Here is a 26,109-nt window from a genome sequence, read left to right as displayed (position 1 = left end):
GCCTGACGGATCCTGCAGATGCTGCGCGCGCTTGAAATCCGCGATATTCTCATCATCGACCGGCTGGACATCGCGTTCCAGCCGGGTCTGAACGTTCTGACCGGCGAAACCGGGGCGGGGAAGTCGATCCTGCTGGATTCGCTGGGATTCGTGCTGGGCTGGCGCGGCCGCGCCGATCTGGTGCGGCAGGGGGCAGAGCAGGGCGAGGTGACTGCCGTCTTCGACCTCGCGCCGGACCATCCCGCGCGGGCAGTGCTGGAAGAGGCGGGCCTGCCTGCGGGTGAGGAACTGATCCTGCGGCGGGTGAACGGCGGGGACGGGCGCAAGACGGCGTGGATCAATGACCGCCGGGCCAGCGGCGAGGTGCTGCGGGCGCTGTCGGACACGCTGGTCGAGCTGCATGGTCAGCATGACGACCGGGGCCTGCTGAACCCGCGCGGACACCGCGACATGCTCGACACTTTCGCGGGGCTCGAGGCGGAGCGCGTGGCAGTCCGCACGGCCTGGGCCACGGCGCGCGAGGCCCGCAAGGCGGTGGCCGAGACCGAGGCGGCGCTGGCGGCCGTCCGCGCCGAAGAGGACTTCCTGCGCCATTCGGTGGCGGAACTCGACAAGATCGACCCCAAACCGGGCGAGGACGCCGAACTCGACGCGCGGCGGCGTCTGATGCAGGGGGCCGAGCGCATCCGCACCGACATCGCGCGGGCGCACGAGATACTTGGGCCGCAGGGCGCCGAGGCGGCGCTGGGGGATGCGATCCGCTGGCTGGAGGGGGCTGCCGACAAGGCGGAGGGAACCCTCGACGGTGCGCTTGCCGCGCTGAGCCGGGCGATGATCGAACTGGGCGAGGCGCAGGACGGGGTCGAGCAGAGCCTCGACCGACTGGATTTCGACCCGCGCGAGCTGGAAGCGACCGAGGAGCGGCTGTTCGCCATCCGGGCGTTGGCGCGCAAGCATGGGATCGTCGCGGACGATCTGGGCGCCTTCGCCGGGGAATTGCGGCAGAGGCTTGCCCGGCTCGATGCGGGCGACGCGGACCTGGCGGAACGGCAGGAGGCCCTGAGCCATGCCGAGGCCGCCTATGACAAGGCCGCCGATACACTGTCGGCAGCGCGGCGCGCGGCGGCCGGGCGGCTCGATGCGGCGGTGATGGCCGAACTCGCGCCGCTGAAGATGGAGCGCGCCGTGTTCCACACCGACGTGGCAGAGGGGGAAGCGGGACCGGACGGGCGGGACGCGGTCGCCTTTACCGTCGCGACCAACCCCGGCGCGCCCGCAGGTCCGCTGAACAAGATCGCCTCGGGCGGGGAACTGAGCCGGTTCCTGCTGGCGCTGAAGGTCTGCCTGACCGGCGAGAACTCCGGCGTCACCATGATCTTCGACGAGATCGACCGGGGCGTGGGTGGGGCGACCGCCGACGCGGTGGGCCGGCGGCTCGCGTCGCTTGCTCGCAACGGGCAGGTGCTGGTCGTGACCCATTCGCCGCAGGTCGCTGCGCGCGGGGGCCATCACTGGCGGGTGCAGAAACAGGTGGCCAACGATGCCACGCTGTCCACCGTCGTGCCGGTGGCCGAGTCCGACCGGATCGACGAGATCGCGCGGATGCTGGCCGGGGATACCATCACCAAGGAGGCCCGGGCGGCGGCCCGCGCCCTGCTGGACGGATAGGCCGATGACCGACACCCCGGATGACCGCTCTCTCGATCCCGAAGACTGGGAGGCGTTCCGGGGCCGGGCCCATGCCATTCTCGATGCCGCGATTTCGCGGATGGAGAGCGCGGGCGAAGGCCCAGTCTGGCGCGCGCCGACGGAGGCGCTGAAAACATCCTTTGAACGGGACCTGCCGTGGCAGGGGCAGGGGGGCGACGCGGTGGCAGAGCAGATCGCGGCGCTGCTGCCCTATGGTGTCGGCAATACCCATCCCCGGTTCTTCGGCTGGGTGCACGGGGCGGGGACGCCGGGCAACATGGTGGCCGAGATCGCGGCTGCGGCGATGAACGCCAACCTTGGCGGGCGGGATCATGGCGCGATGTATGTCGAGAAGCAGGTCGTGCGCTGGTGCCGCGGCCTGTTCGGCTTTCCGGAGGAGGCCAGCGGGCTGATCGTTTCGGGGACCTCGCTGGCGACGGTGGTGGCGCTGAAGGCGGCCCGCGACCGGGCAACCGGCTTTGGCGCGCGGGCGGAGGGTGTCGGCGGTGCGGGGCTGGTCGGCTATACCTCGACCCAGACCCATGCCTGTGTCGCGCGGGCCTTTGATATTCTCGGCCTTGGCACCGGTGCGCTGCGGATGATTCCGACCAATGCCGCCTTCGAGATCGATATCGACGCGCTGGAACAGGCGATCCGCGCCGACCGGGCGGCGGGGCTGATGCCCTTCGCGCTGATCGGAACGGCGGGGAGCGTCAACCTCGGCTCGATCGACGATCTGGACCGGCTCGCGGACATCGCCGCGCGTGAGGGCATGTGGTATCACGTCGACGGGGCTTTCGGGGCGCTGGCGATCCTCGACGAGGGCATCCGCCCGAGGCTGGCGGGGATCGCGCGGGCCGACAGCCTTGCCTTCGATTTTCACAAGTGGCTGCAGGTCAACTACGATGCGGGTTTCGTGCTGATCCGCTCGGAAGAGGCGCATCGGCGCGCGTTCTCGGACCGACCCGACTACCTTGCCGGGGCCGAGCGCGGGCTGGCGGCGGGCAACCCCTGGCCGGTGGAATACGGGCCAGAGCTGTCACGCGGGTTCCGGGCGCTGAAGATCTGGGCGCAGATCGCCGAGCATGGCATGACCCGGCTGGGCGAGGTGGTGTCGCGCAACTGCGTGCAGGCGCGCTACCTTGGCGGCCTTGTCGATGCCACACCGGAGCTGGAACGGCTGGCGCCGGTGGCGCTGAACATCTGCTGTTTCCGCTTCCTAGCGGGCGCGATTCCCGACACGACGCTGAATGCGCTGAACGAGGAAATCGTGATCGAACTGCAGGAGCAGGGGATCGCCGCGCCCTCGACGACGATGATCGGCGGGGTCAAGGCGATCCGGGTGAACCTGACCAATCACCGGACCCGGCAGTCGGACCTCGATCTGCTGGTGCGGGAGGTCTGTCGGATCGGCGCGGAGCTGGCCGCGCGCTGCTGATCAGCGGGCGCAGTTGTAGGCGTAGACCTTCTCGGTCTCGCCCGGGGGCGTGAACTCGATGTGGTCGAGCCGGGCGCCGTAGCTGATCAGGTCGACGGGGAAGGTCGCGATGCCCGCTTCCTTGACCATCACCTTCTGCCCCTCGATCCCGTAGGAGACGCGCAGGGCCTCGCCGCCGGTTTCGAGCATCAGGAGAATGCCGTAGTCGAAGGTGATCGGGTCGCTGCATTGCGACAGGGTGGTGCCGGGGTTCAGGCGCAGCGGTTCGGAGCGCATGGTCCAGCGGCCGACGAGAAAGCTGGGCGCGGCGGGCTTGAACGTGTCATAGCCCTTCATCACGCGGTATTCCTCGATGTAGGCCTCGAAGCTGCGGCTTTCGCGCAGCTGGGACAGGTAGAGGTCGGGATCGGACTCGCGCAGCTCCTCGAAATAGGTCTGGGCCCGTCCGTCGAGCGTGTGCAGGACGCCGAAGTAGAGGGCGATCGCGGCGACCGAGAGTCCGAGATACGCGAGCTCCGCCCGGCCCGGCCGGTAGGTGCGCCATTGTCCCGAGGTCGCCATTTCGAGGTCCTTTCCGTCAAAACCAGTGATGTTTCCCAGAAATTCCGACCGGAAGGGCTTTGCATTGCCGTCCTCAAAGTCGTAGCTGGGGGCGACCCGACCATTCGGACTGCCGGGCCCGCCGCGCCGCCTCTATAGGCTTCCGCGTCAGATTTCACAATTGCTGCACATCAAAGATGACCGATACAACCACAAGCGACCTCGTCAACCCGCCCTCCGACAACCGAAACGTCTCGATCATCGCGCTGTCGATCATCGCCATCGGAATCGGGGTGGTCACGGGGATCGGGGCCATCGTCCTGCGGTACCTGATCTCGGTCATCCACGACTTCTTCTTCCTCGGGATCTTCTCGTTCGACTACGACGCCAACATTCCGACGCCGCCGGCGCCCTACGGGCCGCTGGTGATCCTTGCGCCGGTGGTGGGCGGGGCGATCGTGCTCTGGCTGGTGCGGCGCTTTGCGCCGGAGGCCAAGGGCCACGGCGTGCCCGAGGTGATGGACGCGATCTATTACCGCGGCGGGCACATCCGCCCGCAGGTGGTGCTGGTCAAGTCGCTGGCCTCGGCGCTCTCCATCGGATCGGGGGCTTCGGTCGGGCGCGAGGGGCCGATCATCCAGATCGGTTCGGGGATCGGTTCGGTGCTGGGGCGCATGTTCCGGCTGCGCAGCTGGCAGGTGATCACCATGGTGGCCGCCGGCGCGGGGGCGGGGATTGCCGCCACCTTCAACACGCCGCTCGGCGCGGTGCTGTTCGCGGTCGAGCTGATGCTGCCGGAGTTCAGCGCGCGCACGCTGTTGCCCGTGGTTCTGGCCACCGGGACGGCGACCTATGTCGGGCGCGCGGCCTTCGGGATCGAGCCTGCCTTTCTCGTCGCGGCGCACAACCGGCCCGACGTTTTCGTGCCGCTGTCGGTCGACATGCTGCCGCTCTACGTCATCTTCGGCCTGCTGGCCGGGGTGGCCGCATGGCTGTTCGTCAAGGTGCTGTACCGCACCGAGGACCTGTTCGACGGCTGGAAGGCCAATCCCTACCTCAAGAACGCGCTGGGGATGCTGTCGCTGGGCATCCTGTTCTACGTGCTGCTGCTGACCACCGGTCAGTACCACACCGAGAGCGTGGGCTACGCCACCATCGAGGCGGTGCTGACGGGCCAGTTGGCCGCGCCGGGCTTTCTGCTCCTGCTTTTCGTGCTGAAGATGATCGCCACCTCGGTCTCGCTGGGGGCAGGGGCCTCGGGCGGGGTGTTCTCGCCCTCTCTGTTCCTCGGGGCGATGCTGGGCGGGGCCTTTGGCGGCGCGCTCGACCTGATGTTCCCGCACCTCGGGTTCCACTCGGTGACCTTCGCGCTGATCGGGATGGCCGGGATCGTGGGCGCCTCGACCGGGGCCGCCATCACCTCGATCATGATGCTGTTCGAGATGACCGGCGATTACACCATCACCGTTGCCGCGATCATCGCGGTGGTCTGCGCGGTGGGCGTGCGCCGCTGGCTGTCGGAGGATGACATCTACACCACCAAGCTCAGCCGCCGGGGACACCACATTCCGCGCGAGAGCCGTTCGCACAGCTTCTCGATCCGGCGCATCCGCGAGCTGATGATGCCCGCCGTTGCGGTGCTGGAGAAATCCGACCTGGGCAGCAGCGGTGTCGTCGATACCGAACTGGGAGCCGAGCGGGTCTATGCGGTGGTGACCGAGGGCCGCCATGTGGTCGGGATCGTGCGGGTGCACCCCGAGGATCCGACCAAGCGCCACGGTCCGATCATCGCGCCGGTCGGCTATGCGCAGGAGTCGAGCTTTCTGCAGAGCGCGATGACCCTGATGGCGGACCGCGACCACGCGGCGCTGCTGGTTCTGCCCGAGAAGGCGATGCCGAGGGCCGAGAACGTGATCGGCGTGCTGACGCGCGATGCCATTGCCGCCTCGGTTCTGCGGGATTACCGGAGCTGACGCGCGCAAGCGGGTGATTTCCGTGGAGTTTCGGGTGGACAAGGTATCGGTCGCTGCCGCTATCCTGTGCCCGTGACACGGCGTGTGAGAGGTCGACATGGTAGAGCGGCAGGGGCGGATCAACCGGCGGTGCGGCAGGGCTGAGAGTGCCCGAGCGGCGCGGGCCGCGCGTTGAGGTCGCACAGGCACATGGGGCGCACGCCGCTGCCGGGCGAGCTTCGCAAGGGCTGGGTGATGCTGCGGCGTCGCGGGCCGGCGCAGTTCCGGTTCTGGCTGATCGCGCTGCTGATCGGCACCGGGGCGGGCTGTGCCTCGATGGTGTTCCGCATGGGAATCGACTGGCTGCAATCGACCCTCTATCGCACCGAGGACGTCCTGCACCTGCACAGCCACGCAGGCACGCTGCCGTGGTACATGGTGCTCCTGATCCCGGTTGTCGGTGGCCTTGTGGTGGGGATCATCCTGAACCGCTTTACCGATGATGGCCGGGTGCGCTCGGTCGCCGACGTGATCGAGGGGGCCGCGCTGAAGGATGGCCGGGTCGAGATCAGGGCGGGGCTTGCCTCGGCGGTGGCGTCGTGGATCACGCTCAGCTCCGGCGGCTCGTCGGGGCGGGAGGGGCCGGTGGTGCACATGGCCGGGGTGCTGGCGACATGGGTGTCGGACCGGCTGCGCTATGACGGGGTGACCGCGCGCGACCTGCTGGGCTGCGCGGTGGCGGCGGCGGTCTCGGCCTCGTTCAACGCGCCGATCGCCGGATCGCTCTTTGCCATGGAAGTGATCCTGCGGCATTTCGCGATTTCGGCCTATGCGCCCATCGTCATCGCCTCGGTCGCGGGGACGGTGGTGAACCGGCTGGCCTTTGGCGATGTCACCGAGTTCACGCTGCCCGAGGCGAGCGTGCTGGAGTTCTACGGCGAGCTGCCTGCCTACCTGCTGTTGGGCCTGATCTCGGGGCTTGTGGCGGTGGCGCTGATGCGGTCGATCTTCTGGGCGGAGACCGTGGGGGACCGGGTGCAGAAGCTGCTGCACATGCCGCCGGTGCTGCGCCCCGCCGTGGCCGGGTTGCTGCTGGGGCTGCTGGCGATCCGGTTTCCGCATGTCATCGGCGTGGGGTACGAGACCACTTCGGCCGCGCTGACGGGGCAGTTGTTGCTGCACGATGCGATCGTCTTTGCGGTGATCAAGGCCATCGCTGTCTCGATCACCATCGGCGGGCGCATGGGGGGCGGGGTCTTTTCGCCCTCGCTGATGATGGGGGCGCTGACCGGGCTCGTCTTCGGGATCGTTGCCACGGCGATCTTTCCCGAGGTGTCGGGATCCGAAACGCTCTATGCGCTGGCGGGCATGGGGGCGGTGGCCGCCGCCGTGCTCGGGGCGCCGATCTCGACCACGCTGATCGTTTTCGAACTGACCGGCGACTGGCAGACCGGGCTGGCGCTGATGGTGTCCGTCTCACTCTCGACTGCGCTGGCCTCGCGGCTGGTGGACCGGTCGTTCTTTCTGACTCAGCTGGCGCGGCGGCGCATTCACCTTGCGCGCGGGCCCGCCTACCTGCTGGCGCTGCTGCGCGCGGGGGCGGTCATGCGCCCGCTGGGCAGCGCGCGGGGCGCTGACGAGGAGAGTTGCCGCGCGCTGATGGCGGAGGGCGTCCTGATCGACGCCTCGGCCACGCTGGAAGCCGCGATGCCGCTGTTCGAAAGCCGGGACCTTGCCTTTGTTCCGGTGGTCGCGGGGAGTGGAAGCGATGCGCCCGAACTGATCGGCGCGCTTTATCACATCGACGCGCTGAAGGCCTACAACCGGGTGCTGGCGGCGACGGCGAAGGAAGAACATTCCTGAGTCGCGGCGGCGGTGGGGCAACGAACGCCCTGGCCAGAAAGACGAAGGCCCGGACGTGCCGGGCCTGTCGCTCAGATCTCTTCGACGGTCACCGCGTCGCTGGGATAGAAGGCGAGATGGCCCTTGATCTCGGCCACGGCCTCGAACGGGTCCTCGTAGCTCCAAGCCGCGTTCTCGTGCGTGGTGGAGCGGGTGACGATGGAGTAGTAGCTCGCGTCACCCTTCCAGCGGCAATGGGTACTGTGGTCGGAGCGATCGAGGAAGGCCATCGCGATGTCTTCGCGCGGGAAGTAGATGACCGGGGGGTAATCCCCCTCCGTCAGTTCAAGGGCGTTCGTGGATTCTCCCAGCACGGCGCCACCGGACCGGACAGTCCATTTGCCGGCTGCCCTGCGGATTTTGATATGATCGGCCATCTGACGTTCTCCCCATTCACCGTGATGTCCTGCCCTGTGCCTGTAACACGTTCATGTCACGAGCATGTTTCTAGAGGGGGGCAGCCGCGGCATCCAACCATAGATTGGCAGCCTTGCCCACCCGCGGTCCGATTTTTTCCCTAACGTCATGATGATAGGCGTTGAGCCAGTCGCGTTCCTCGCGGCTGAGCATCTCGGTCACAATCAGACGGCGGTCGATGGGCACCCAGGTCAGGGTCAGCCAGTCGAGGAAGTTGCGCTCGGGGTCGCCGCCCGGAAGCGGGTCGGCCTCGCGCACCACCAGCAGGTTCTCGATGCGGATGCCAAAGGCGCCCTCGCGGTAGTAGCCGGGCTCGTTCGAGAGGATCATACCGGGTTCCAGCGGGACCGAGCTGACCTTGCTGAGGCGCTGTGGGCCTTCGTGGACGCTGAGATAGGCGCCGACGCCGTGGCCGAGACCGTGGTTGAAGTCCTGCCCTGCCATCCAGAGCGGCAGGCGGCCGATCATCTCGATATCGCGCCCGGCGAGGCCGGTGGGCCAGCGCAGCCGCGACATGCCGATCATGCCCTGCAGCACGCGGGTAAAGGCGCGGCGTTCCTCGTCGCCCGGCACGCCGATGGCGACGGTGCGGGTGATGTCGGTGGTTCCGTCGAGATACTGGCCGCCGCTGTCGACCACGATCAGGTGGCCGTCCTCGAGGCGGCTGTTGGTCTCTTCGGTGACGCGGTAGTGCATGATCGCGCCGTTGGGGCCGGTGCCCGCGATGGTCTCGAAACTGATGTCCTGCAGGGCGTTGTCCTTGCGGCGGCAGGCTTCGAGGTGGGTCACCACGTCGATCTCGGTCAGGCTCCCGGCGGGCTGATCGTCGAGCCACGCGAGGAACTCGATCATCGCGGCGGCGTCGCGCAGGTGGGCCTGGACGGTGCCCTCGATCTCGGCGGCGTTCTTGCGGGCCTTGGGCAGGGCGCAGGGGTCGCTGCCCGCCACCATGCGGGAGCCGAGCGCGTCGGCCACGCCCTGCGGCGCGGTGGTCTTGTCGACGCGGATGCGGCCCGAGAGGGCGGAGAGGGCATCGACGAAAGCCTCGGGCGGGTGCACCGTGACTGTGGCGCCGAGATGGTCGCCAAGCTCGGCGAGCTTGGCGGCGGCGATGAAGAGATCGACGCTGGCGTCCGCGTGCAGGATGGCAAAGCAATGGGCCAGCGGATTGCGTTCGATATCGGAGCCGCGGATGTTCAGCAGCCACATCACCGAGTCGGGCTGGGTGATCACCGCGGCGTCCTGGCGGGCCCTGCGCAGTTCGGCGGCGAGGCGGGCGCATTTGTCGGTGGCGCTTTCCCCGGCGAACTCGATCGGATGGGCCTTGACCGGGTTCATCGGCGGGGCGGGCTGGTCGGACCAGATGCGGTCCACGAGGTTGTCGGTCGGCACCATCTCGATGCCGGTTCCGTCGAGCTCGCTGTCCCAGCCCTCGACCTGGCCGACGGTATGCAGCCAGGGGTCGAACCCGACCTTGCCGCCGTCCGGAAGCTGCTGGATGAGCCATTCGGAGAGCGACACGTCGGGCCAGGGGACCGGGGTGTAGACATCGGCGACCTGCGCCTTGACCTGCGTGCGGTAGCGGCCATCGATGAAGACCCCGGCGATGTGGGTCAGGGCGGCGCAGAACCCGGCCGAGCCGGTGAAGCCGGTGAGCCATGCCAGGCGGGCGTCGCGCTCGGCCACGTATTCGCCCTGGTGGACGTCGGCGCGGGGCACGAGGAACCCGTCGAGCCCGTCCTTTGCAAGTTCTGAGCGCAGCGCCTGCAGGCGCGGGGGGCCCTGCTCGGGGCGGGCGGATACCTCGAAACTCTGGAACATTGTGCTCTCCCGGAACTTGGTTGTCGGGCGGAGGGAAACGCGAACGCCCCGGGAACGCAAGCCCTTCGAGACACAACGTGAAATCTTTGCTATGCTTGGAGGATGCCGAACATCGGCGAAATTTCGAACAATTGAATATCTGGTAGGTAATTACAGCCCGGACCGTCCATGGACAGAGCGAAGCACGGGGATTTCGCGGCACTGGAGAAAGACATCTGGGCCCGCCCGGATGTCGTGCAGGGCTATGCCAGGGAATTCACGCTCGCGGCGCTGCAATCGGTGCCGACGCTGGTGGCGCAATCCGGCGCGGGGCGGGGGGACGATGCGCTCGACATCTGCTGCGGACACGGGATCGTCACCGAGGCGCTGATCCGGGTCGAGGCCCATGTGACGGGGCTGGATTTCTCGCCCGCCATGCTTGAACTGGCGCGGGCGCGGGTCCCGGCGGCGACCTTCATTCCCGGCAATGCCATGCAACTGCCCTTTGGCGACGCCCGCTTTGACGCGGTCACCATCGGGTTCGGCATCGCGCACGTTCCCGACCCGGCGGTTGCGCTGGCCGAGGCGCGGCGGGTGCTGCGACCGGGCGGCAGACTCGCCTTCTCTGTCTGGGACGGGCAGGACGTGGCCAGCGCGCTGACCTATGTCTTCGAGGCCGCAGAACAGTACGGCGATCCGGCGCTTGCCCTGCCGCCGGGGCCGGGCCCCAGCGATTTCGCGGTGCGCTCCTTCGCGATTCCGGCGCTGGAAGAGGCCGGGTTCTCGCGCATCAACTTCGATTACGTGCCCAGCGTCTGGACGGTGGACGACCCTGGCGCGCCCTATGACCATTTCCTTGAGGGAACGGTGCGGGGCGCGGCGCTGCTGGGCCGCCAGCCCGAGGCGAACGCGGCGGCCATCCGCGCGGCAGTGGCGGCGCGGGTCCGGAAGGAACTGGGCGAGGTGGGGCCGTGGACCGTGCCGCTGCCTTCTGTCGTAATCTCGGCCACCGCGATCTGAGGCCGGATCAGCCCACCTGGTAGGGCAGCACGCCGCGCTCGTCGTTGTTGATGGTCAGCCGCCGTTCGAGCGGCGGGACCGAGCGCTGGTGGCAGGTCTTGCGCTCGCAGATGCGGCAGGAAATGCCGATGGGTTCGAAGGCCGAGGCATTGGTGACGTCGAGGTTGTCGGCATAGACGAGGCTGTCGGCGTGGCGCACCTCGCAGCCCAGCGAAATGGCGTAGCGGCGGACCGGCGCCCCGTAGGAGCCGCCGGACTTGGACACGTCCCGTGCAAGGCTGATGTACCGCACGCCGTCCGGGGTTTCGGCCAGTTGCAGCAGGAAGCGGCCGGGGGTTTCGAAAGCGCGATGCACGTTCCACAGGGGGCAGGCCCCGCCGAAGCGCGCGAACTGGAGGCGGGTGGCGCTGTGCCGCTTGGTGATGGTGCCGGCCTGATCGACGCGGACGAAGAAGAAAGGGATCCCCTTGTTGCCGGGGCGCTGCAGGGTCGAGAGGCGGTGCGCGACCTGTTCGACCGAGGCGCCGAACCGGGCCGAGAGGATTTCGAGATCGTGGCGGCATTCCTGCGCGGCGGCAAGGAAGGCGCTGTAGGGCATCTGGGCCGCCCCGGCGAAGTAGTTGGCGAGCCCGATCTTGGCGATGGCACGTGCCTCTTCGCTGTGGAAGCGGGCGAAATCGAGGGTCGCCTCGATCAGCTTGTCATGTTCGAGCAGGGCCAGTTGCAGCAGCAGCTGGAAGGTCTGGGTCGAGGGCGTGGCGCGCGACGAGATGTGCAGGACCCGCGCGCGCGGATCGAAACGGCGCAGCGACTCGCCCTCGGCCACTTCCACCGTGATCCCGAGCCGGGCGAGGCGGGCAAGGGCGACGTCGCGGATGCTCTGCCCGTCCTGGGCCTGGGCCGAGAGGCTTTCGGCGGCGCGGTCCATCGCGTCGATGTAGTTGTCGCAGTAGTGGAAGAAGTCGCGGACCTCGTCCCAGGGGCTGGCCTGAAGGCGGGCGTCGTCACGGCCAAGCGCCTCGTCGAGCGAGGCGAGGCGTTCGTGCATCCGGCGGTAGGCGCGGTGGAGTTCGATGAAGGCGCGGGCGAGGGCGGGGGCGTTGGAGGCGGCGAGCCGCAGGTCGGCCACGGGCGGCGCGCTGTCGGCAAAGACCGGATCGGCCAGCGCCTCGCGCATGTCGCTGACAAGGCGCTCGCTGTCGCCGCTGGTCAGCTCGGTAACATCCATCCCGAATTCCTGCGCAAGGGCGAGGACGACCGTGGTCGAGACCGGACGGTTGTTGTTCTCCATCTGGTTCAGGTAGGGCAGGGAGACGCCCAGCTTGGCGGCGAAATCCTTCTGGGTCAGGCTGAAGCGCGCGCGCATCTCGCGCAGCTTGGCACCGGCGTAGAGCTTCTGGTTGGCCACGGGCATCCCTCCAACGTCGCTTTGCAGGTTTGCGACGTCGGCAGGGTATGTTTGCAAAGCGTGCCCGGCAAGGGGTCAGAGACCCAGCTGACGCTCGCGGAAGATGACCAGCAGGATGGAGGCGAAGCCGAGCGCGGAGGTGCCGAGCATGATCCAGAGCAGGGGCGAGGCGCCGCTGCCGGGGGTGAGCATCGCGCCCGCCAATGCACTGAGTGCCGCGCCGCCGCCGAGCATGATCGCGCCACTGAGGCCCGAGGCGGTTCCGGCGAGATGCGGACGGACCGAGAGCGCGCCTGCGGTGGCGTTCGGGATGCACATGCCGTTGCCGAGGCCGACGAGGATCATGCAGCCGAAGAAGGTCAGCGCGCTGTCGATGCCGATCGTCGAGAGCAATAGGGCCAGTGCGACGCCGAGGCAGATGATGAGGCTGCCCCAGAACACCATGCGGTTGATGCCGTAGCGCACGGCGAAGCGGGCGGTGACGAAGTTGCCCGAGAAATAGCCGATGGCCGGGGCGCCGAAGGACAGGCCCAACTGGGCGGGATTGAGGCCATAGACCTCGTTCCCGACGAAGGGCGCGCCGCCGAGGTAGGCGAAGAACGAGCCCGAGGAAAAGCCGCAGGCCAGCGAGTAGCCCCAGAAGCGCGGCGAGGTCAGCAGTTCGGGGTAGTCGCGGAACTGCGCCACGAGGGACTTGGTGCTTTTCTTCGCGGTCTCGCCGAAGTCGAGGTAGACCAGCCCGACGGTCAGCACCCCGAGCACGAAGAGCAGCCAGAAGGAGGCGTGCCAGCCGAAAGCCTGCCCCAGCAGGCCACCGATCACCGGCCCGATCATCGGCACCACGGCCATGCCCATCGTGACGTAGCCGATCATGCTGGCCGCCTTGTCGGCGGTATACATGTCGCGCACCGCCGCCCGGCTGAGCACCATCGCCACGGCGACGCAGGACTGGCACATGCGGAAGGCAAGGAAGGTAAAGGCCGAGGTGGCGAACAGGCAGCCGAGCGTGGCGAGCAGGAAGATGACGCAGCCGCCGAGGATGATCGGCCGCCGCCCGAACCGGTCCGAGATGGGGCCGATCAGCATCTGCAGCCCGGCGTTCACCGCGAGGTAGAGCGCGACCGAGAGTTGCAGCAGCCCGTAGTCCGCGTCGAAGTACTCGGCCATGTCGTTGAGGCTGGGCAGGAAGATGTTCATCGCCAGTGCCGACAGGCCCGCGACGAAGATCAGCGTGGAGACATGGGGAGCGGTGGTTCTGTCCAGAAAACGGACAGTGACGGAATCGGACATGTGGGGACGGCTGCAATCAAATTGGTGGAAGTCCCATCCTGGCGGAAAGGATTTATGAAAACGCATATAGCCCGACCGATGGGCCGGGCCAATGCTTAACCTGGAATGAGTCCAACTCCGGGCCCGGACGGGCCGCGACGTCAGACGAAGATATCGTCGCTGACTGCGGCGATGGTGGTGTTCCAGACCGTCAGGCTGTCGCCGTCGCCGAAATCGAACACGACGTTGTCGCCATCCTGCGTGGCGTATCCCAGCACGTCTTCAACGGTGCCGAGATCGTTGAACTTGATCCGGTCCAGGCCATCCTGGAAGTCGAGGATCTGGTCGTTGTCATAGCCGAGGCCGAAGACGAACTTGTCCTTGCCCGCGCCGCCGTAGAGCAGGTCGTCGCCCTGGCCGCCGTTCAGCTTGTCGCGCCCGCCCTGACCGCTCAGCGTGTCGTTGCCGAGGTTGCCGGACAGGCGGTCGCCCTGGGTGCCACCCTGAATGGTATCGTCGCCGTTGCGGCCGCGCAGAATATCGCGGCCCTCGCCGCCGATCAGGATGTTGTCCAGCAGGTTGCCGATGATGGTGTCATCGCCGCTGCCGCCGGTGGCATTCTCGATCTTGGTGCCATAGGCGATCACCACGTCCTCGTAGTCGCCGAACTGCGAGAATTGGCCGCCGCGCAGGTCCAGCGTGACGTCGTTGGAATAGGAGGACGCATCGAAGGTGTCCTTGCCGCCGGTGTCCCAGATCACGTCGACGGTGTCGGTGCGCGGGCCGGTGTAGGTCGTCGCGCCCTTGTTGTAGGACGCCGATCCCCAGATGTCCTGCAGCGCATAGACATCGTAGAGCATGTAGGTGTCGCTCAGCCCTCCGGTGTCCGGATTGTCGTCATAGGACATCACCGTGTACTTGTTGGTGTCGTAGGCATCGGAGAGCGCGGTGTCGCCGTCGAACGGGTGTTTGAGGCCGAGGGCGTGGCCGATCTCGTGCAGCAGCAGGTTGAACTGATCGCTGTCGCTGAGGTCGAGCGCGTTGTCGAAGACGGCGTAACCGTCCCAGGTTCCGATCCCGGTTCCAAAGTAGCTGACAGAGAGGCCACCATAGCCCGAGATCCCTGCGTCGAGGTCGACCTTGCCGAGGTTGAGGTCCGGGTCGCTCTTTCCCGTCACTTCGACGAATTCGACGTTGAGGAAGGTCTCGAGGATGTCGAAGACCTGCTGGATTGCCGCTTTCTCGGCGGCAGTCATTGCCGTCCAACCGTCATATTCAGAGCTGGTGGGCAGGTCGTTCGGCTGGCTGGTGGTCGCGAACTGGTAGGTGATCGTGTAGGGGGTGGAACTGGTCGTGTTGATCGCGTCGGAATCCGCGATGAACGAAAATTGCATTGCGGCCAGGTTGGGTTTTGCCATCAGCTCGAATCCTCAGGGTAGGGGCCTGTTTCCATTTCGGCCCTTTTGCCGGGGAGATTAGGCGATTGTATGACCGGCTGCAGCCAGGTTTTCCTTAGGATTGCCACGATCGGCGGATTTGCGACTTTGCAAGTCACCTCTCGCGCAAAGCATTTCGTTTGCAAATTTGCCAGAAATTCCTATGGGGCGCGATCGATTGTCGATATGCTCGCGCCACATTCAGAGGGGACGCACGCACATGAAAGATATCCTGACCGAGCTGGAAAACCGCCGCGAGCGCGCCCGTGAGGGCGGCGGACAGCGTCGGATCGATGCGCAGCACGGCCGTGGCAAGCTGACCGCGCGCGAGCGGATCGAGCTGCTGCTGGACGAAGGCAGCTTCGAGGAATTCGACATGTTCGTGGCCCATCGCTGCACCGACTTCGGGATGGAGCAGGACCGACCCTATGGCGACGGCGTGGTCACCGGCTGGGGCACGGTCAACGGCCGGATGGTCTATGTCTTCAGTCAGGATTTCACCGTTTTCGGCGGCTCGCTGTCCGAGACCCACGCGCAGAAAATCTGCAAGATCATGGACATGGCGGTGCAGAACGGCGCGCCGGTCATCGGGCTGAACGATTCCGGCGGCGCGCGCATCCAGGAGGGCGTTGCCTCGCTCGCCGGGTATGCGGACGTGTTCCAGCGCAACATCATGGCCAGCGGCGTGGTGCCCCAGATCAGCGTGATCATGGGCCCCTGCGCGGGCGGTGCTGTTTACTCTCCGGCGATGACCGACTTCATCTTCATGGTGAAGGATACCTCTTACATGTTCGTGACCGGCCCCGACGTGGTGAAGACGGTCACCAACGAGGTCGTCACGGCCGAGGAACTGGGCGGTGCCTCGACCCATACCAAGAAGTCCTCCGTGGCCGACGGGGCGTTCGAGAACGACGTCGAGGCGCTGGCCGAAGTGCGCCGGCTGGTCGATTTCCTGCCGCTGAACAACCGCGAGAAACCGCCTGTGAGGCCGTTTTTCGACGAGCCGGGCCGCATCGACAACAGTCTCGACACCCTGATTCCCGAGAATGCGAACACGCCCTACGACATGAAGGAACTGATTCTCAAAGTCGCGGACGAGGGCGATTTCTACGAGATTCAGCAGGAGCACGCGAAGAACATCATCACCGGCTTCATGCGGCTTGAAGGGCAGACCGTGGGCGTGGTCGCGAACCAGCCGATGGTGCTGGCGGGATGTCTCGACATCGACTCCTCGAAGAAGGCCGCGCGTTTCGTGCGCTTCTGCGACTGCTTCGAAATCCCGATCCTGACCTTTGTGGACGTGCCGGGCTTTCTGCCCGGGACGACGCAGGAATATGGCGGCGTGATCAAGCACGGGGCCAAGCTGCTGTTCGCCTATGGCGAGGCGACGGTGCCGAAGGTCACGGTGATTACCCGCAAGGCCTATGGCGGGGCCTATGACGTGATGGCCTCCAAGCACCTGCGCGGCGACTTCAACTATGCGTGGCCCACTGCCGAGATCGCGGTGATGGGGGCCAAGGGGGCGACCGAGATCATCTATCGCGCCGACCTGGGCGATGCAGAGAAGATCGCGCAGCACACCAGGGTCTACGAGGACCGGTTCGCGAACCCCTTCGTGGCGGCCGAGCGCGGTTTCATCGACGAGGTGATCATGCCGCATTCGACCCGTCGGCGGGTGTGCCGGGCCTTTGCCTCGCTGCGCAACAAGAAGCTCGAGAACCCCTGGAAGAAGCACAACAACATCCCGCTCTGAGCGGGGTGTCCTCCGGGGCGGCCCGATGCCGCCCCAGTGCCTTCGTTTTGGCCTCGTGGGCCGCTCAACCGGACGTGGAATGACAATGACCGATTTCTGGGACATCGCCGGGACGCACCCGACCGACCTGCGCCTGCAGGCGGGGCGGGGCGTGATTCGCCGGATGCCCGGCGCGGGGCGGGCGATTCGTCCTGAACGCGTTAAAAGGTCAGTACATGCATCCCTTCGGACCGGATCGGCGCGGAAAATTAATCACGACCGGCGCGGCGCGGATGAAAAAACGCGCATGAAAACAAACAATAATTCAGCGCTCGAATTTAATTCGGGCGCGCGTGGAGAGATGCTCCGGTATGCCGCTGTATGCTGCGTAGCCACTGATTTTTCATACAATATTTGGACAGTTGTTACAGGCGACGGGCATGGCGGAGCGCCGGTTTTTCCGCCGATGCAGGGGCGCAACACCCGCGCCGAAACTGCATGTTCCGCAGCGTCGAAAAAATCTTCGACTAAAACTCGTGCAGAATTTGACACAACGGGCGAAAATGCGTCATGATCCGTCCAGCGGACCAAGAGATAGCGCGCGCAACTAGCGGCGCGCCTGCGACCCCGACAGGAGGAGCCCGCCCGCAAGGGTGGGGTCGGGGTCGCGGATTTGGTCCCTTTGCCATTTCCGCATTATCCCTGCTGTTGCTCGCCGCGCCACCGGTGCGCGCGCTTGATGCCGTGGAAGTACCCTCGGGGCAGGACGTCGTTCTGAGCGAGGTACTGATCGACGACAGCCCCGGCGAGATCTGGGTGCGGTTCCGCTTTGTCGCGCCAGGCATCGCGCGCGAGGGCGGCTCGGTCGGTCATGACGCGGCGGCGGGCGATATCGACGATCTCTGCGCCACCTATGCGCTGCCCTACCTCGAACGCGAGGGGATCGAGGCCGCGCGCGTGGTGATTTCCCTTGCCGACCGCGAGCTTCCCTTTGGCAGCGCCGACCCCGAGGCGACGCAGTATTTCGAGGCCTACCGGCCCGACGACGGCCAGTGTATCTGGGAGGGCTTCTGATGGCCGGCAAGGACGCCTACATGCTCAAACACCGTGGTTTTCCCGGGCGACTGCCCGGCACCGATTACCAGTTCACCATCCGCAGACCCAATCCCAAGGGCGTGACGGAGATCATCCGCCGCGAGCGGTTCCGCGACCGCAAAGCGGCCGACCGGCGGGCCGACAGCGCCTTCATGGAGGCGCTGTGGTACCATTTCGGCGAGGAACCCTTCGAGCGCGGCAACCTCGATGCCGGACGGCTGAGCTGGCTGTTCGGGCGCGAGGTGGTTCCGGCCGAAGAGCCGTTCGACCCGGAAAGCTACGAGGCGCTGCTGCGCATCGATGCGGACGTGGCGCGCCAGACGTTCCCGGAGGCTTTCGAATGAGCCATGCGGCCGTTTTCGGCATGAACTTGCGGGCGGCCAGAGCATTTCGGCGCGATTCGGCCCAAAGCAGGCAGGTCGCGGCAGGCGGCTTGGCGAAACCCACGTTTGGCCGCAGTGTCGCAAGCGTGGGCTTTGGTCCGTCCGGAACCGAGACCGCAAATCACAATTTCCGTACCCCTTCCCTGGTCGGGCGGGACCGCATCGTGGATGCTGCTCCGCCCGACTTTTTTCACCGTGCGGAGCCGGGAACCGGCAAGGGCGCGCCGAGCCTTGGGCGGCGGATCGCTCAAAAATCGCGTGTCCGCGAAATCGTGTTGCGGAACCCGCAGCGTAGTTCATGGGTTCACTTGTCGAGTGACAAGAAAAACCAAGGACTCCCCAAATGCTTTATTCGAAAACGACTGCAAAAATCGTGGCTGCCCTTGCCCTCTGCGGCGGACTTGCAGCCTGTGGCGATACCACCGGTGAACAGGCCCTCTACGGCGCAGGCGCCGGTGCGGCCGGTTCGGCGCTGCTCAACGGTAACCTCGTTACCGGCGCGGCCGTCGGCGCTGCTGCCAACCTCATCTATTGCCAGGAAAACCCCGGCAAGTGCTAAGCGCGCGCCCGCTACGGCGGGCCGCGTAGGCGGGGGCGTCGGCCCCGTCCCATCCGTATTTCGCAACGCCGCAACCGGGCTCACGTCCGGCTGCGGCGTTTTGCGTTTCCCCATCTTCCAGACGAAGGACCAGAGATGTTCAAGAAAATCCTGATTGCCAACCGGGGCGAAATCGCCTGCCGCGTGATCAAGACGGCTCGCAAGATGGGGATCCAGACGGTCGCGATCTATTCGGACGCGGACCGGCAGGCGCTGCATGTGCAGATGGCGGACGAGGCGATCCACATCGGGCCGCCGCCGGCGAACCAGTCCTATATCGTCATCGACAAGGTGATGGCGGCGATCAAGGAGAGCGGCGCCGAGGCGGTGCACCCGGGCTATGGCTTCCTGTCGGAGAACCCGAAGTTCGCGCAGGCGCTGGAAGCCGCCGGTGTCGCCTTTGTCGGCCCCCCGGTGAAGGCCATCGAGGCGATGGGCGACAAGATCACCTCGAAGAAGATCGCGCAGGAGGCGGGCGTGTCGACCGTGCCCGGCTACATGGGCCTGATCGAGGACGCCGAAGAGGCGGTGAAGATCTCGAACCAGATCGGCTACCCGGTGATGATCAAGGCCAGCGCCGGGGGCGGTGGCAAGGGGATGCGGATCGCGTGGAACGACACCGAGGCGCGCGAGGGCTTCCAGTCGTCCAAGAACGAGGCGGCGAACTCCTTCGGTGACGACCGGATCTTCATCGAAAAGTTCGTAACCCAGCCGCGCCACATCGAGATCCAGGTGCTGTGCGACGCGCATGGCAACGGCATCTACCTCGGCGAGCGGGAATGCTCGATCCAGCGGCGGAACCAGAAGGTCGTGGAAGAGGCGCCGAGCCCCTTCCTTGACGAGGCGACCCGCAAGGCGATGGGTGAACAGGCCGTCGCGCTGGCCAAGGCCGTGGGCTATGCCTCGGCGGGCACCGTCGAATTCATCGTCGACGGGCAGAAGAACTTCTACTTCCTCGAGATGAACACCCGCCTGCAGGTGGAGCATCCGGTGACCGAGCTGATCACCGGCGTCGATCTGGTGGAGCAGATGATCCGCGTTGCCAACGGCGAGCCGCTGACCATGACGCAGGACGACGTCAAGCTGACCGGCTGGGCCATCGAGAACCGGCTGTATGCCGAGGACCCGTATCGCAACTTCCTGCCCTCGATCGGCCGCCTGATCCGGTATCGCCCGCCAGAGGAAATGGCATCGGGCCCGCTGCTGGTGAACGGCAAGTGGCAGGGCGAGGCGCCGGAAGGCGGCCACGCAGTGCGCAACGATACCGGCGTCTACGAGGGCGGCGAGATCTCGATGTACTACGATCCGATGATCGCCAAGCTCTGCACCTGGGCGCCGACGCGGGCCGAGGCCATCGAGCACATGCGTAACGCGCTCGACGGGTTCGAGCTGGAAGGGATCGGGCACAACCTGCCGTTCCTGTCAGCGGTGATGGATCACCCCAAGTTCGTGTCTGGCGACATGACCACGGCCTTTATCGCCGAAGAATACCCCGAGGGTTTCGACGGTGTGGACCTGCCGGTGGAGGCGCTGCGCAAGATCGCGGCCAGCGCGGCGGCGATGTACCGGGTCGCCGAGATCCGCCGTACCCGCATCTCGGGCCGGATGGACAACCACGAGCGCAAGGTGGGCGAGGACTGGGTGGTCTCGCTGCAGGGCGAAAGCTTTCCGGTGACGGTCAAGGCCGATCAGGGCGGATCGAGCGTGGCCTTCGAGGATGGCGCGGTTCTGCGCGTGGCGAGCGGCTGGACGCCGGGCGACCAGCTGGCCGAGATCGACGTCGATGGTGGCAAGCTGGTGCTGAAGGTCGGGAAGATCTCGGGCGGCTTCCGCCTGCGGACCCGTGGCGCGGACCTGAAGGTGCATGTGCGCACGCCGCGCGCCGCCGAACTGGCCGCGCTGATGCCCGAGAAGCTGCCGCCGGATACCTCCAAGCTGCTGCTCTGCCCGATGCCCGGCCTGATCGTGAAGGTGAATGTCGAGGTCGGTGACGAGGTGCAGGAGGGCCAGCCGCTCTGCACCGTCGAGGCGATGAAGATGGAGAACATCCTGCGCGCCGAGAAGAAGGCCATCGTGTCCAAGATCAACGCGGCGGCAGGCGACAGCCTCGCGGTCGATGACGTGATCATGGAGTTCGAATGATGTCACCCGTGCTGCGCGCCTACCTGATGCATGCCGTTGCCTTTGGCGCGGGGCTGGTGGTTGCGTGGTTCGCCCTCACGCTGGCCGCACCCACGGTCAGCCGGGGCGAGGGGGGCGCCCTGCTGGTGCTGGCGGCGATGGTTCTGGTGGCCGCGCTTGCCGGGTTCGGGGTTTACGTGGCGGTCCTGTCGAACCTGCTGAAGGCACGGCTCGGCGCGGGATGGCTCGCCTCCGGCGCGGGGGCGACGGTGCTGCTGGTGGCGCTGGCGCTGTTCGCGATCCGGGGCGGCTGGCTGACGGCGATGGAAGCGCTGATCGTCGTGCTGGTCATGCTCTTCGGCATCGGGGGTGCGGCGGCGCGGAGGCTTTTGGGGTGAGCACGGTCCGGGGGCATAGCGGTATCGGCGAACGGCAGGAGCCGTTGCGCCGTTATTGCATGAGCCCCGGGCCTCGGCGCTCTTCGACCTCGCGCTGGCGGTCGGGCATCTTGTCGATGGACCGCGTCAGTTCCCGCACCGTCCAGGGCAGCGGCTTGCGCAATTCGACGGTTCCGTCCTTGGCGATCAGCACCAGTGCAAAGCCGCGCGGCCTGAGTTTCTTGCGCAGCGGACCCCGCGCGGAGGGATCGGTATCGGTCAGCACCACGACATCGCGCACGGCCAGCATTTCCTGCCCGGATTCGAGCAGTTCCATCTGTTCGATGAAACTCGGATCGTTCGGGCTGTCGGCGAAGACCACCACCGGGCGGGCGACCCAGAGAAACTCGGGCAGGTCGCTGTCGCCCGCAGGTCGGATCAGCGGTGCCGCCTCGGTCGACGAGGCATCCTGCGCAAAGGTCAGGGCGGGAATAAATGCCGCCAGAACAAGGGCTAAGATCCGGGTCATTTGTCCTCCTGTTGCTCTGAATATAGGGGGTGGCGCGGGGAATGCGACCACCGATTGCGCCCTCTCGCGCAAAAAACCGGGAGGGGCGGGGCTGAATTCCGGCGCCGTTAATCGCTTTGTCAGCATGGGGCGCGATGATCGCCGCGCTCCCGCCGGGCGGGGGCCTTGTGGTTTCCGTGCGGAGCGAGCGGCGATGAAGGTAACCTTGATGATCGGCGCGCACCGCTGCGCCACGCAGAGCTTTCTGGGCTATGCGGGCAGCAACCAGGCCGCGCTCGACCGGCTTGGCGTTGCGGTCTGGGGGCCGGAGGCGCTGCGCGGCGGGCTGATACACGGGCTGACGCCGCATCGCGGGCCCGTGTTCCGCCGCGACCCCGTGCGCCGGGCGACCGGGCGGATCAGGCTGCGGATGCGTGCAGAGGCCGAGCGGGGCGTGCGGCACCTGCTGGTCTGCGACCCCGAGCTGCTGGGCGGTCTGCGCGACACCCTCGCCGCCGGGGCGCTTTACCCCGGGGCGGGGCAGCGGCTGGCGCGGCTCTGGCAGGGCTTTGGCGATTACGTCGGCGAGGTGGCTGTCACGATCCGGGGGCAGGACCGCTACTGGCCGTCGCTGCTGGCGGTGATGGTGGGGCGGGGCCATGCGCTGCCTGCATCCGCGCGGCGCGACGCGATGGCGCGCAGTGACCGCAGCTGGCGCGACGTGATCGCGGACGTGGCCTGCGCCATGCCGCGCGCGCAGGTGCGGGTCTATCCCTTCGAGACCTTCGCGGGGCGCCCGGAGCTGTTGCTCTCTGCCCTGACCGGGTTCAGCGCGCCGAAACGCGCGCGCGAACGGCTGAACCCCGCGCCGAACCTCGATGAGTTGCGGGCGGTCGTGACGGCGGATGTAGCCGCCGCGCTGCCCCCGGAGACGGGGCGCTGGGCGCCTTTCGATGCATTCCAGCTGGCCGCGCTGCGCGAGGCCTATGCGGATGACCTGATGTGGCTGGCGGGCGGGGCCGACGGGCTCGCGCTGCTGGCGGACGATCCGAACAAGACCCGGCTGGGGGCCAACCCCGGCGTCGATGGCATGACAAGAGGAAGACGGAATGACGACGAAGAAAGCCGAATGGCAAAAGCGCGCCGAGGCTGAACTGCGGGGCAAGCCGCTGGACAGCCTGACATGGAAGACGCTGGAGGGAATCGACGTCCAGCCTCTCTACACCGAGGAAGACGTGAAGGACCTGCCGCACCTTGGCTCGTTCCCGGGCGAGGCGCCCTTTACCCGCGGGGTGAAGGCAACGATGTATGCGGGCCGTCCCTGGACGATCCGGCAATATGCCGGTTTCTCCACGGCAGAGGAATCGAACGCCTTCTACCGCCGCAACCTCGCGGCCGGTCAGCAGGGGGTGTCGGTGGCTTTCGACCTCGCGACGCACCGGGGCTATGACAGCGACCACCCGCGCGTGGTGGGGGACGTGGGCAAGGCCGGTGTCGCCATTGACAGCGTCGAGGACATGAAGATCCTCTTCGACGGCATCCCGCTCGACAAGGTCTCGGTCTCGATGACCATGAACGGCGCGGTGATCCCGGTGCTGGCAAGCTTTATCGTGACCGGGGAAGAGCAGGGGCACGACAAGTCGGTGCTGTCGGGGACCATCCAGAACGACATCCTCAAGGAGTTCATGGTCCGCAATACCTACATCTACCCGCCCGAGCCCTCGATGCGGATCATCTCGGACATCATCGAGTACACCTCGAACGAGATGCCCAAGTTCAACTCGATCTCGATCTCGGGCTACCACATGCAGGAGGCCGGTGCGAACCTCGTGCAGGAGCTGGCCTATACGCTGGCGGACGGCAAGGAATACGTGAAGGCGGCCATCGAGGCCGGGATGGACGTCGACAAGTTCGCCGGGCGGCTGAGCTTCTTCTTTGCTATCGGCATGAACTTCTTCATGGAGGCGGCCAAGCTGCGCGCCGCGCGGCTGCTATGGCACCGGATCATGACCGAGTTCGGGGCCAGGAACGAACGCTCCAAGATGCTGCGGACCCACTGCCAGACCTCGGGCGTAAGCCTGCAGGAGCAGGACCCCTACAACAACGTCATCCGCACCGCCTATGAGGCGATGAGCGCCGTGCTGGGTGGCACCCAGTCGCTGCACACCAACGCGCTGGACGAGGCCATCGCGCTGCCGACTGACTTCTCGGCCCGGATCGCGCGGAACACCCAGCTGGTGCTGCAGGAAGAGACCGGCGTGACCAAGGTGGTCGATCCGCTGGCGGGCTCCTACTACGTCGAGAGCCTGACGGCGGACCTGGCCGAGAAGGCCTGGGCGCTGATCGAGGAAGTCGACGAGATGGGCGGCATGACCAAGGCGGTGGCCTCCGGCATGCCCAAGCTGCGCATCGAGGAGAGCGCGGCGATGCGGCAGGCGATGATCGACCGGGGCGAGGAGGTGATCGTCGGGGTCAACAAGTACCGCAAGGACAAGGAAGACCCGATCGACATTCTCGATGTCGACAACGTGAAGGTGCGTGAGAGCCAGATCGCGCGGCTTGAGAGCATCCGGGGCAGCCGCGATCAGGCGGCCTGCGAGGCGGCGCTGGCGGAGCTGTCGCGGCGCGCAAGCGAAGGCGGAAACCTGTTGGAAGCGGCGGTCGAGGCGGCACGTGCCCGAGCCAGCGTAGGAGAGATCAGCATGGCGATGGAGAAGGTGTTCGGCCGCCATCGGGCCGAGGTGAAGACGCTCGCGGGTGTCTATGGCAAGGCGTACGAGGGCGACGAAGGCTTTGCCGCCATTCAGAAATCCGTCGAGGACTTTGCCGAGGAAGAGGGGCGCCGCCCGCGCATGCTGGTGGTCAAGATGGGGCAGGACGGGCACGACCGGGGCGCCAAGGTGATCGCCACCGCCTTTGCCGACATCGGGTTCGACGTGGACGTGGGCCCGCTGTTCCAGACGCCGGACGAGGCGGCGCAGGACGCCATCGACAACGACGTGCATGTCGTCGGCATTTCTTCGCAGGCGGCCGGCCACAAGACGCTCGCCCCGCAGCTGGTGCAGGCGTTGAAGGATCAGGGCGCGGAGGATATCATCGTGATCTGCGGCGGGGTGATCCCGCAGCAGGATTACGATTTCCTCTACAAGAACGGGGTGAAGGCGATTTTCGGACCGGGCACCAATATCCCGAAGGCGGCCGAGGACATCCTGCGCCTGATCCGCGACGCGCGGAGCTGAGTTGAGCAAGAGAACGGCGATACTGCTGGGCATGGCGGCGGGGCTTGCATGGGCCGTTGCCCTGCTGGTTCTGGGCGGGACGCGGGGCGGCTTTGCCCCGCCGGCCATCGCCTTTCCGGGCGCGGTCTTTGCGCCCGGGCTCGTGATGATCCTGATGATCGGGCGGCTGGCGCAGCGGCGTTTCTTTGACGATACGGTGATCGACGGCGAGGCGTTTCCGCCCGGATCGCCCGGCTGGGTGGACCAGCGGGTGCTGGCGAACACGGTGGAGCAGGCGGTTCTGGCCGGTCTGATCTGGCCATTTGCGGCGCTGACCCTTGGCGGGCAGGTCGTGCTCTACCTCGGCTTCGGCTTTGCCATTGCGCGGCTCGCCTTCTGGTACGGCTACCACCGCGCGCCGCCGCTGCGCGCATTCGGCTTCGCGGCGACCTTCTACCCGACCGTGCTGGTCGCAGTCTGGACGCTGGTGGCCTGGATGTGATTGCGGGCGCGGGCTATCGCGTTGCGCTTTCCGGGGCGATTTCATAGGTTTCGCTGACCCCTCGATCCGGAGCCAAGCCGATGATCCTCGACCATATCGCCGTGTCCGGCACGACGCTGCCGGAAGCCGTTGCCGCCGTGGAGGAGGCGCTGGGCGTCCGGATGCAGCCGGGGGGCGAGCACGCGGTGTTTCATACCCACAACGCGCTGCTGGGGCTGGCGGACGGGCTCTACCTCGAGGCCATCGCGATCAACCCCGATGCGCCGGTGCCGGAGCGCCCGCGCTGGTTCGACCTTGACCGTTTTGCCGGACCCGCGCGGCTGACCAACTGGATCTGCGCGACGCCGGACATGGCCGAGGCGCTGGCGGCACTGCCGGAGGGCGCGGGGGCGCCGGTGGCGCTGCGGCGCGGTGATCTGCGCTGGCAGATGGCGGTGCCTGCCGATGGTATCCTGCCGTTCGACAACATGCACCCCGCGGTGATCCAGTGGCAGAGCCCGGTGCATCCGGCGAGCCTGCTGACTCCCTCGGGCTGCACGCTGCGGCGGCTCGTCGTCTCGCATCCCGAGGCGGCGGCGTTGGAGGCGGCCCTGCTGCCCGTCTTTGCCGACGCGCGCGTGGTGTTCGAGGCCGGACCCGCCGGGCTGATGGCCGAGATCGAGACGCCAAACGGGCTGCGCCGGCTGGTCTGAAACGCGGCGTCA

The 26,109-nt window shown here is 66.8% G+C and carries 23 protein-coding genes; 16 read left to right on the top strand and 7 right to left on the bottom strand.

Annotated elements, in window-relative coordinates:
* The first annotated feature begins 18 nt into the window (after positions 1-18).
* Both recN and DDT93_RS14225 read left to right on the top strand, forming a co-directional pair.
* The gene (recN, locus tag DDT93_RS14230) at positions 19-1,668 is read left to right on the top strand and encodes a DNA repair protein RecN (protein ID WP_109466516.1); all 1,650 of its coding nucleotides are present in this window, start codon (positions 19-21) and stop codon (positions 1,666-1,668) included.
* A gap of 4 nt (positions 1,669-1,672) precedes the next feature.
* Positions 1,673-3,127 (top strand): pyridoxal phosphate-dependent decarboxylase family protein, encoded by a 1,455-nt coding sequence (locus DDT93_RS14225; RefSeq protein ID WP_109466515.1) that lies wholly within the window; start codon positions 1,673-1,675, stop codon positions 3,125-3,127.
* Here the strand turns inward: DDT93_RS14225 and DDT93_RS14220 are convergent, their stop codons facing one another.
* Positions 3,128-3,688 (bottom strand): hypothetical protein, encoded by a 561-nt coding sequence (locus DDT93_RS14220; RefSeq protein WP_109466514.1) that lies wholly within the window; start codon positions 3,686-3,688, stop codon positions 3,128-3,130.
* Between the two features lie 176 nt (positions 3,689-3,864).
* Between DDT93_RS14220 and DDT93_RS14215 the strand changes: the two genes are divergently transcribed.
* Positions 3,865-5,640, top strand: coding sequence for a chloride channel protein (locus tag DDT93_RS14215; RefSeq protein WP_109466513.1), 1,776 nt, complete (start codon positions 3,865-3,867; stop codon positions 5,638-5,640).
* 189 nt (positions 5,641-5,829) lie between these two features.
* Positions 5,830-7,482 (top strand): chloride channel protein, encoded by a 1,653-nt coding sequence (locus tag DDT93_RS14210; protein WP_109466512.1) that lies wholly within the window; start codon positions 5,830-5,832, stop codon positions 7,480-7,482.
* A 71-nt stretch (positions 7,483-7,553) separates the two neighbouring features.
* On the opposite strand, the gene DDT93_RS14205 is transcribed toward DDT93_RS14210, so the two are convergent.
* Together DDT93_RS14205 and DDT93_RS14200 are read right to left on the bottom strand one after the other, a co-directional pair.
* Complete coding sequence (locus DDT93_RS14205; protein ID WP_109466511.1) at positions 7,554-7,898, bottom strand: DUF427 domain-containing protein; 345 nt, start codon at positions 7,896-7,898, stop codon at positions 7,554-7,556.
* A 70-nt stretch (positions 7,899-7,968) separates the two neighbouring features.
* The gene (locus tag DDT93_RS14200) at positions 7,969-9,759 is read right to left on the bottom strand and encodes an aminopeptidase P family protein (protein ID WP_109466510.1); all 1,791 of its coding nucleotides are present in this window, start codon (positions 9,757-9,759) and stop codon (positions 7,969-7,971) included.
* Positions 9,760-9,927: 168 nt separating this feature from the next.
* Between DDT93_RS14200 and DDT93_RS14195 the strand changes: the two genes are divergently transcribed.
* Positions 9,928-10,758, top strand: a complete 831-nt coding sequence (locus DDT93_RS14195) for a methyltransferase domain-containing protein (RefSeq protein ID WP_109466509.1) — start codon at positions 9,928-9,930, stop codon at positions 10,756-10,758.
* A 7-nt stretch (positions 10,759-10,765) separates the two neighbouring features.
* On the opposite strand, the gene DDT93_RS14190 is transcribed toward DDT93_RS14195, so the two are convergent.
* The 3 genes from DDT93_RS14190 to DDT93_RS14180 form a co-directional block, all read right to left on the bottom strand.
* Positions 10,766-12,166, bottom strand: a complete 1,401-nt coding sequence (locus DDT93_RS14190; protein WP_109466834.1) for a helix-turn-helix domain-containing protein — start codon at positions 12,164-12,166, stop codon at positions 10,766-10,768.
* Between the two features lie 75 nt (positions 12,167-12,241).
* The gene (locus DDT93_RS14185) at positions 12,242-13,456 is read right to left on the bottom strand and encodes a multidrug effflux MFS transporter (RefSeq protein WP_109466508.1); all 1,215 of its coding nucleotides are present in this window, start codon (positions 13,454-13,456) and stop codon (positions 12,242-12,244) included.
* Between the two features lie 140 nt (positions 13,457-13,596).
* The gene (locus tag DDT93_RS14180) at positions 13,597-14,853 is read right to left on the bottom strand and encodes a M10 family metallopeptidase C-terminal domain-containing protein (protein WP_109466507.1); all 1,257 of its coding nucleotides are present in this window, start codon (positions 14,851-14,853) and stop codon (positions 13,597-13,599) included.
* Between the two features lie 238 nt (positions 14,854-15,091).
* On the opposite strand from DDT93_RS14180, the gene DDT93_RS14175 reads away from it, so the two are divergent.
* The 7 genes from DDT93_RS14175 to DDT93_RS14150 all read left to right on the top strand — a co-directional run bounded on the left by DDT93_RS14175 (position 15,092) and on the right by DDT93_RS14150 (position 21,198).
* Positions 15,092-16,624, top strand: coding sequence for an acyl-CoA carboxylase subunit beta (locus DDT93_RS14175; RefSeq protein WP_109466506.1), 1,533 nt, complete (start codon positions 15,092-15,094; stop codon positions 16,622-16,624).
* 85 nt (positions 16,625-16,709) lie between these two features.
* On the top strand, positions 16,710-17,177 hold the full coding sequence (locus DDT93_RS26530) for a hypothetical protein (protein ID WP_157960179.1): 468 nt from the start codon (positions 16,710-16,712) through the stop codon (positions 17,175-17,177).
* A gap of 170 nt (positions 17,178-17,347) precedes the next feature.
* On the top strand, positions 17,348-17,677 hold the full coding sequence (locus DDT93_RS14170; RefSeq protein WP_232825463.1) for a DUF6497 family protein: 330 nt from the start codon (positions 17,348-17,350) through the stop codon (positions 17,675-17,677).
* 20 nt (positions 17,678-17,697) lie between these two features.
* Entirely contained in the window at positions 17,698-18,042 is a 345-nt protein-coding gene (locus DDT93_RS14165; protein ID WP_109466833.1) for a hypothetical protein, read from the top strand.
* A 382-nt stretch (positions 18,043-18,424) separates the two neighbouring features.
* Positions 18,425-18,640, top strand: coding sequence for a hypothetical protein (locus DDT93_RS14160; RefSeq protein WP_109466504.1), 216 nt, complete (start codon positions 18,425-18,427; stop codon positions 18,638-18,640).
* Between the two features lie 135 nt (positions 18,641-18,775).
* Positions 18,776-20,821 carry an acetyl-CoA carboxylase biotin carboxylase subunit gene (locus tag DDT93_RS14155; RefSeq protein ID WP_109466503.1) on the top strand — a complete coding sequence of 682 codons (2,046 nt, stop codon included), beginning with the start codon at positions 18,776-18,778 and terminating at the stop codon, positions 20,819-20,821.
* Positions 20,818-21,198, top strand: coding sequence for a hypothetical protein (locus tag DDT93_RS14150; RefSeq protein ID WP_109466502.1), 381 nt, complete (start codon positions 20,818-20,820; stop codon positions 21,196-21,198). Before DDT93_RS14155 ends, DDT93_RS14150 begins: the two co-directional genes overlap by 4 nt.
* Before the next feature lie 52 nt (positions 21,199-21,250).
* On the opposite strand, the gene DDT93_RS14145 is transcribed toward DDT93_RS14150, so the two are convergent.
* A complete protein-coding gene (locus DDT93_RS14145; protein ID WP_109466501.1) occupies positions 21,251-21,706 on the bottom strand; it encodes a DUF4174 domain-containing protein in 456 nt (151 codons plus the stop codon).
* Between the two features lie 193 nt (positions 21,707-21,899).
* Here DDT93_RS14145 and DDT93_RS14140 point away from each other — a divergent pair, with 193 nt between their 5' ends.
* From DDT93_RS14140 to DDT93_RS14125, 4 genes are all read left to right on the top strand, one after another.
* A complete protein-coding gene (locus tag DDT93_RS14140) occupies positions 21,900-22,838 on the top strand; it encodes a hypothetical protein (RefSeq protein WP_109466500.1) in 939 nt (312 codons plus the stop codon).
* Positions 22,795-24,924 carry a methylmalonyl-CoA mutase gene (scpA, locus tag DDT93_RS14135; RefSeq protein ID WP_109466499.1) on the top strand — a complete coding sequence of 710 codons (2,130 nt, stop codon included), beginning with the start codon at positions 22,795-22,797 and terminating at the stop codon, positions 24,922-24,924. The genes DDT93_RS14140 and scpA overlap by 44 nt, the downstream gene beginning before the upstream one ends.
* Before the next feature lies 1 nt (position 24,925).
* Complete coding sequence (locus DDT93_RS14130; protein ID WP_232825462.1) at positions 24,926-25,405, top strand: MAPEG family protein; 480 nt, start codon at positions 24,926-24,928, stop codon at positions 25,403-25,405.
* 80 nt (positions 25,406-25,485) lie between these two features.
* Positions 25,486-26,097 carry a VOC family protein gene (locus DDT93_RS14125; protein WP_109466497.1) on the top strand — a complete coding sequence of 204 codons (612 nt, stop codon included), beginning with the start codon at positions 25,486-25,488 and terminating at the stop codon, positions 26,095-26,097.
* Positions 26,098-26,109 lie beyond the last annotated feature (12 nt).

Origin of the sequence: Albibacillus kandeliae, from assembly GCF_003116585.1 — a bacterium.
Taxonomy (GTDB): domain Bacteria; phylum Pseudomonadota; class Alphaproteobacteria; order Rhodobacterales; family Rhodobacteraceae; genus Albibacillus; species Albibacillus kandeliae.
This window is presented reverse-complemented; position numbering and strand designations above follow the sequence as displayed.

What these genes read in the sequence shown, in the direction of transcription:
- recN (WP_109466516.1), top strand. Translation starts at nt 19, where the DNA reads ATGCTGCGCGCGCTTGAAATCCGCGATATTCTCATCATCGACCGGCTG.
- DDT93_RS14225 (WP_109466515.1), top strand. Translation starts at nt 1,673, where the DNA reads ATGACCGACACCCCGGATGACCGCTCTCTCGATCCCGAAGACTGGGAG.
- DDT93_RS14220 (WP_109466514.1), bottom strand. Translation starts at nt 3,688, where the DNA reads ATGGCGACCTCGGGACAATGGCGCACCTACCGGCCGGGCCGGGCGGAG.
- DDT93_RS14215 (WP_109466513.1), top strand. Translation starts at nt 3,865, where the DNA reads ATGACCGATACAACCACAAGCGACCTCGTCAACCCGCCCTCCGACAAC.
- DDT93_RS14210 (WP_109466512.1), top strand. Translation starts at nt 5,830, where the DNA reads ATGGGGCGCACGCCGCTGCCGGGCGAGCTTCGCAAGGGCTGGGTGATG.
- DDT93_RS14205 (WP_109466511.1), bottom strand. Translation starts at nt 7,898, where the DNA reads ATGGCCGATCATATCAAAATCCGCAGGGCAGCCGGCAAATGGACTGTC.
- DDT93_RS14200 (WP_109466510.1), bottom strand. Translation starts at nt 9,759, where the DNA reads ATGTTCCAGAGTTTCGAGGTATCCGCCCGCCCCGAGCAGGGCCCCCCG.
- DDT93_RS14195 (WP_109466509.1), top strand. Translation starts at nt 9,928, where the DNA reads ATGGACAGAGCGAAGCACGGGGATTTCGCGGCACTGGAGAAAGACATC.
- DDT93_RS14185 (WP_109466508.1), bottom strand. Translation starts at nt 13,456, where the DNA reads ATGTCCGATTCCGTCACTGTCCGTTTTCTGGACAGAACCACCGCTCCC.
- DDT93_RS14180 (WP_109466507.1), bottom strand. Translation starts at nt 14,853, where the DNA reads ATGGCAAAACCCAACCTGGCCGCAATGCAATTTTCGTTCATCGCGGAT.
- DDT93_RS14175 (WP_109466506.1), top strand. Translation starts at nt 15,092, where the DNA reads ATGAAAGATATCCTGACCGAGCTGGAAAACCGCCGCGAGCGCGCCCGT.
- DDT93_RS26530 (WP_157960179.1), top strand. Translation starts at nt 16,710, where the DNA reads ATGACCGATTTCTGGGACATCGCCGGGACGCACCCGACCGACCTGCGC.
- DDT93_RS14165 (WP_109466833.1), top strand. Translation starts at nt 17,698, where the DNA reads ATGCTCAAACACCGTGGTTTTCCCGGGCGACTGCCCGGCACCGATTAC.
- DDT93_RS14160 (WP_109466504.1), top strand. Translation starts at nt 18,425, where the DNA reads ATGCTTTATTCGAAAACGACTGCAAAAATCGTGGCTGCCCTTGCCCTC.
- DDT93_RS14155 (WP_109466503.1), top strand. Translation starts at nt 18,776, where the DNA reads ATGTTCAAGAAAATCCTGATTGCCAACCGGGGCGAAATCGCCTGCCGC.
- DDT93_RS14150 (WP_109466502.1), top strand. Translation starts at nt 20,818, where the DNA reads ATGATGTCACCCGTGCTGCGCGCCTACCTGATGCATGCCGTTGCCTTT.
- DDT93_RS14145 (WP_109466501.1), bottom strand. Translation starts at nt 21,706, where the DNA reads ATGACCCGGATCTTAGCCCTTGTTCTGGCGGCATTTATTCCCGCCCTG.
- DDT93_RS14140 (WP_109466500.1), top strand. Translation starts at nt 21,900, where the DNA reads ATGAAGGTAACCTTGATGATCGGCGCGCACCGCTGCGCCACGCAGAGC.
- scpA (WP_109466499.1), top strand. Translation starts at nt 22,795, where the DNA reads ATGACGACGAAGAAAGCCGAATGGCAAAAGCGCGCCGAGGCTGAACTG.
- DDT93_RS14125 (WP_109466497.1), top strand. Translation starts at nt 25,486, where the DNA reads ATGATCCTCGACCATATCGCCGTGTCCGGCACGACGCTGCCGGAAGCC.